4 protein-coding genes are annotated in these 4,010 nt (G+C 74.2%); 2 read left to right on the top strand and 2 right to left on the bottom strand.

The window, feature by feature from the left end; translation table 11 throughout:
* Positions 1–1,417 (bottom strand): bifunctional phosphoribosylaminoimidazolecarboxamide formyltransferase/IMP cyclohydrolase (gene purH, locus D8M29_RS09565; protein WP_238693372.1); only part of this gene is annotated, 1,417 nt, incomplete at its 3' end.
* Between the two features lie 117 nt (positions 1,418–1,534).
* Here purH and D8M29_RS09560 point away from each other — a divergent pair.
* Positions 1,535–2,956, top strand: coding sequence for an MFS transporter (locus D8M29_RS09560; RefSeq protein ID WP_036338169.1), 1,422 nt, complete (start codon positions 1,535–1,537; stop codon positions 2,954–2,956).
* Here the strand turns inward: D8M29_RS09560 and purN are convergent.
* Positions 2,943–3,506 carry a phosphoribosylglycinamide formyltransferase gene (gene purN / locus D8M29_RS09555; protein ID WP_078025794.1) on the bottom strand — a complete coding sequence of 188 codons (564 nt, stop codon included), beginning with the start codon at positions 3,504–3,506 and terminating at the stop codon, positions 2,943–2,945. The two genes, D8M29_RS09560 and purN, sit on opposite strands and share 14 nt — an antisense overlap.
* 22 nt (positions 3,507–3,528) lie before the next feature.
* Between purN and D8M29_RS09550 the strand changes: the two genes are divergently transcribed.
* Positions 3,529–3,981, top strand: coding sequence for a hypothetical protein (locus D8M29_RS09550; RefSeq protein ID WP_238693371.1), 453 nt, complete (start codon positions 3,529–3,531; stop codon positions 3,979–3,981).
* Positions 3,982–4,010: the final 29 nt, after the last annotated feature.

Below are 4,010 nucleotides of genomic sequence, written 5' to 3'. Positions count from 1 at the left end.
TGACGTCGGCGAGCTGCTCCTCAAACCCGGGCTGCGCCATGATGCGCTCCACCCGGGAGGGGCCGTAGCCGACCCGTCCGTATCCCCACACCATCGCGGCGATGAAGGCGTCCCGCTGCACGGCGCGCCACGCGAAGGCCAGGTCGGCCAGGACGGCCTCGTCGGCGGCCGGGCCGGCGGCGAGGGTCCAGGTGGCCGGGTCGTCGCCGTCCGCGTCCACCGCGTCCGCGATCTGCAGCAGCATGCCGCCGGAGACCTGCTTGGCCTCCACGGCGTCCCGCAGGAAGCCCTCGGGCAGGCTCAGCAGGCGCAGGTTCTTCTTGGCGGAGAGGATCTCCAGGGCCTCAGGCTCGAACGCCGGGGCCACGACGACCTCCGTGAACACGTCCTTCACCTGGGCGGCCATGGCGGCGGTGACGGGGCGGTTGGCCGCGATCACGCCGCCGAACGCGGAGACCGGATCGCACGCGTGGGCCTTGGCGTGCGCCTGCGCGATGTCCGTGCCCTCGTCCGTGACGGCCACGCCGCACGGGTTGGCGTGCTTGACGATCGCCACGGCCGGGACCGGGTGGTCGAAGGCGGCGCGCACCGCGGCGTCGGCGTCCACGTAGTTGTTGTAGCTCATCGGCTTGCCGTGCAGCAGCTCGGCCTGCGCGATGCCGGGGGCCGCCGAGGAGTCCAGGTACAGCGCCGCGGGCTGGTGCGGGTTCTCGCCGTAGCGCAGGATCTGCGCGCGCTCGAGGGAGAAGCCGGCGTAGGGCGGGAACACGGGGATCTCGTCGGCGTGCGTGTCCTCGCCGAAGTGGGCGGCGGTCCAGGCGGCCACGGCGTTGTCGTACGCCGCGGTGTGGGCGAAGGCCAGGGCGGCCAGGCGCCGGCGGGCACGCAGGTCGAAGCCGCCGGACTGGGCAGCCTGGACGACCTCGCCGTAGCGGGCCGGGTCCACGACGATCGCCACGGACGCGTGGTTCTTCGCCGCCGCGCGCACCATGGACGGCCCGCCGATGTCGATCTGCTCGACGACGGCGTCCTCCGCGGCGCCCGAGTTCACGGTGTCCACGAACGGGTAGAGGTTCACGACGACGAGGTCGAACGGCTCCACCTCGAGCTCGCGCAGCTGGGTCACGTGGTCCTCACGACGACGGTCGGCCAGAATGCCCGCGTGCACGCGCGGGTGCAGCGTCTTCACGCGGCCGTCCAGGCACTCCTGGAACCCGGTGACCTCGGCGACCTCGGTGACGGGCACACCGGCGGCGGCGATGCGCTGGGCGGTGGAGCCGGTCGAGACGATCTGCACGCCCGCGGCGTGGAGCCCGGTGGCGAGCTCCTCGAGGCCGGTCTTGTCGTACACGGAGATCAGGGCCCGCTTCAGGGGCACCGTGTCCAGGACGGTGGGGATGGGCTGGGCAGAGGTCACGAGGGGGCGCTCCTTCGAGGGGGTCCGGGTGCATCCCCAGCATAGGCCGGGCCGCATAATGGCCCAGGCGTCCACGTGACGGACCGCCCCACTCCACCCGACGAACGGGAGCCGACCATGTCCTCCGCCACCCCACCCCGCCCCAGCGCCGACGGCGCGCACCCCGGGCCCACGCCCGACGTCGTCTCCCCCGACGCCGCCCTGCCCACCGGCGAGGCGGTCGTCCAGGAGCTGCCGTGGCGCTGGTCCGTCCAGGGCCGCATCTTCCTGATCGGCGGCCTGGGCTTCATGTTCGACGCGTGGGACGTCACGCTCAACGGCGTGATGATCCCCTTGCTGCGCGAGGAGTGGGCCCTGGACAAGGCCGACGCCGCGTGGATCGGCACCGCCAACCTCATCGGCATGGCCGTGGGCGCGTTCCTGTGGGGCACCATCGCGGACCGCATCGGCCGCAAGGCGGCGTTCGCGTGGACGCTCGCGATCTTCTCCGTGTTCACGATCGCGGGCGCGCTGACGGACTCGCTGCTGTGGTTCGCGCTGTTCCGCTTCGTGGCCGGTGTGGGCCTGGGCGGCACGATCCCCGTGGACTACGCACTCGTGGGCGAGTTCACCCCGCGCCGGCTGCGCGGCCGCGTCCTGGCCGCGATGGACGGCTGGTGGCCCGTCGGCGCCGCGCTGTGCGGCCTCGTCTCCGCCTGGCTCGTGGGCACGTGGGGCGACTGGCGCCTGCCCCTGCTGGCCATGGTCCTGCCGGCCCTGCTCGTGTTCGTCGTGCGCCTGGGCATCCCCGAGTCCCCGCTGTTCCTGATGAGCCGGGGCCGCGAGGCACAGGCCCGCGCCGTCATCGACCGCATGGTGGCGGCCACCGGCGCGCCTCGCCGGCCCTACACGATGCCCCCGGCCGAGCCGGCCCGCTCCGGCGGCGTCGGCGCGCAGCTCGCCGCGGTCTGGCGGTTCTCCCCGCGCATCACCGCGGTCGCCTGGGCCCTGTTCGTGGCCATCATGCTCGTCTACTACATCGCGCTGCAGTGGCTGCCGACGTTCCTCATCGACGCCGGCTACGCGGAGGGCCGCGCCTTCATCATGACCTCCGGCATGGCCGCGGCCGGCCTGCTCGGCGTGGTCGTGGCCACCGCGCTGATCGAGGTCACCGGCCGCCGCTGGCTGCTGGCCGTCAGCGCCGTCGTCGCGAGCGCCCTGACCGTCTGGCTGGCGAGCGTGCTGGACGTGCCCGCTGCGGTGCTGCCGCTCGTGCTGGCGTTCGGCTTCGTGGTGCAGGTCGCGATCCCGGTGCTCTACACGTACGTCTCCGAGCTGTACCCGACGACGCTGCGCGCCTCCGGCTTCGGCTGGGCGTCGGCGGCCTCGCGGGTGGGCGCGGGCCTGGGTCCGCTGCTCTTCGTGGGCACGCTGGTCCCCGCCCTCGGGCTGCCGGGGGCGTTCGCCGTCACCGGCGGGCTCGTGGTCCTGGCCTGCGCGGCGATGCTGGCGCTGGCCCCGGAGACCCGCGGCCGCGCCCTCGAGGTCAGCGCCGACTGAGCTCGCCGAGCACGCGCAGCAGCAGGGCCCGCTCCTGGACCTTGATGCGCTCGTGCAGCTCGGCCTCGGTGTCCGTGTCCAGCACGGGCACCGCGGCCTGCGCGAGGATCGGGCCGGTGTCCACGCCCGCGTCCACCACGTGCACGGTGCAGCCGGTGACCTTCACCCCGTGCGCCAGCGCGTCCCGGACGCCGTGGGCCCCCGGGAAGGACGGCAGCAGGGCCGGGTGGGTGTTGAGGATGCGGCCGTCGAACCGCTCGAGCAGCGGGGCGCCCAGGATCCGCATGAATCCGGAGCACACCACCCAGTCCGGCGCGTAGGCGGCGACGGCGTCCGCGAGCGCCTCGTCCCACGCGCGCCGGTCCGCGTGGTCCTTCGGGGACACCACGAACGTCTCGATCCCGTGGGCGCGGGCACGCTCCAGGCCGCCGGCGTCGGCGACGTCGGCGCCCACCGCGGCGATCTCCATGTCCAGGGCGCCGGAGGCCACGGCGTCGAGGACGGCCTGCAGGTTGGTGCCGGAACCGGAGACGAGGGCAACGATGCGCATGCGCCCATCGTAGGGTGAGGGGGTGTCCGCCCCCGTTCCCTCCTCCCCGCCCCGCCCGCCGCAGGGCGCCCCGGACCCCGGCCGCGTCCGCACCGGTCGTGCCCTGCTGTGGCAGTCCGTGGCGCTGCTGGGGATGGTGCTCTCCTTCTCCCTCGTGCTGCCGTGGAAGCTGATCGCCCTCGCGCTGGGGCTGGTCGCCCTCGTGCTCGGCGTGCGCGTGTGGGTCACGAGCCGCGGCGCCGAGCGCTCGGGGCTGCCCCGCGCGGTGGCGTCCGCCGGCATGGCGATGGCGCTGATGGGCATGACGACGGCGGCGCTGCCGCTGCTCGCGTGGGACGCGACGGTCCAGCTCGAGCAGTGCGGCGCCTCCGCGCTCACCGTGCGGGCCACCCCGCGTCCGTTCGCATCCCGGTGGCGATGCTGCAGCGCCGTGGGCGGGACGAAGCCGAGCTCGTGGATGATGGCCCGGCTGTAGGACTCGCCGGCGGATTCCGCCCGCGCGTC

The organism is Micrococcus sp. HSID17227 (assembly GCF_003989405.1).
Taxonomy (GTDB): Bacteria; Actinomycetota; Actinomycetes; order Actinomycetales; family Micrococcaceae; genus Micrococcus; species Micrococcus luteus.
This window is presented reverse-complemented; position numbering and strand designations above follow the sequence as displayed.

What these genes read in the sequence shown, in the direction of transcription:
- D8M29_RS09560 (WP_036338169.1), top strand. Translation starts at nt 1,535, where the DNA reads ATGTCCTCCGCCACCCCACCCCGCCCCAGCGCCGACGGCGCGCACCCC.
- purN (WP_078025794.1), bottom strand. Translation starts at nt 3,506, where the DNA reads ATGCGCATCGTTGCCCTCGTCTCCGGTTCCGGCACCAACCTGCAGGCC.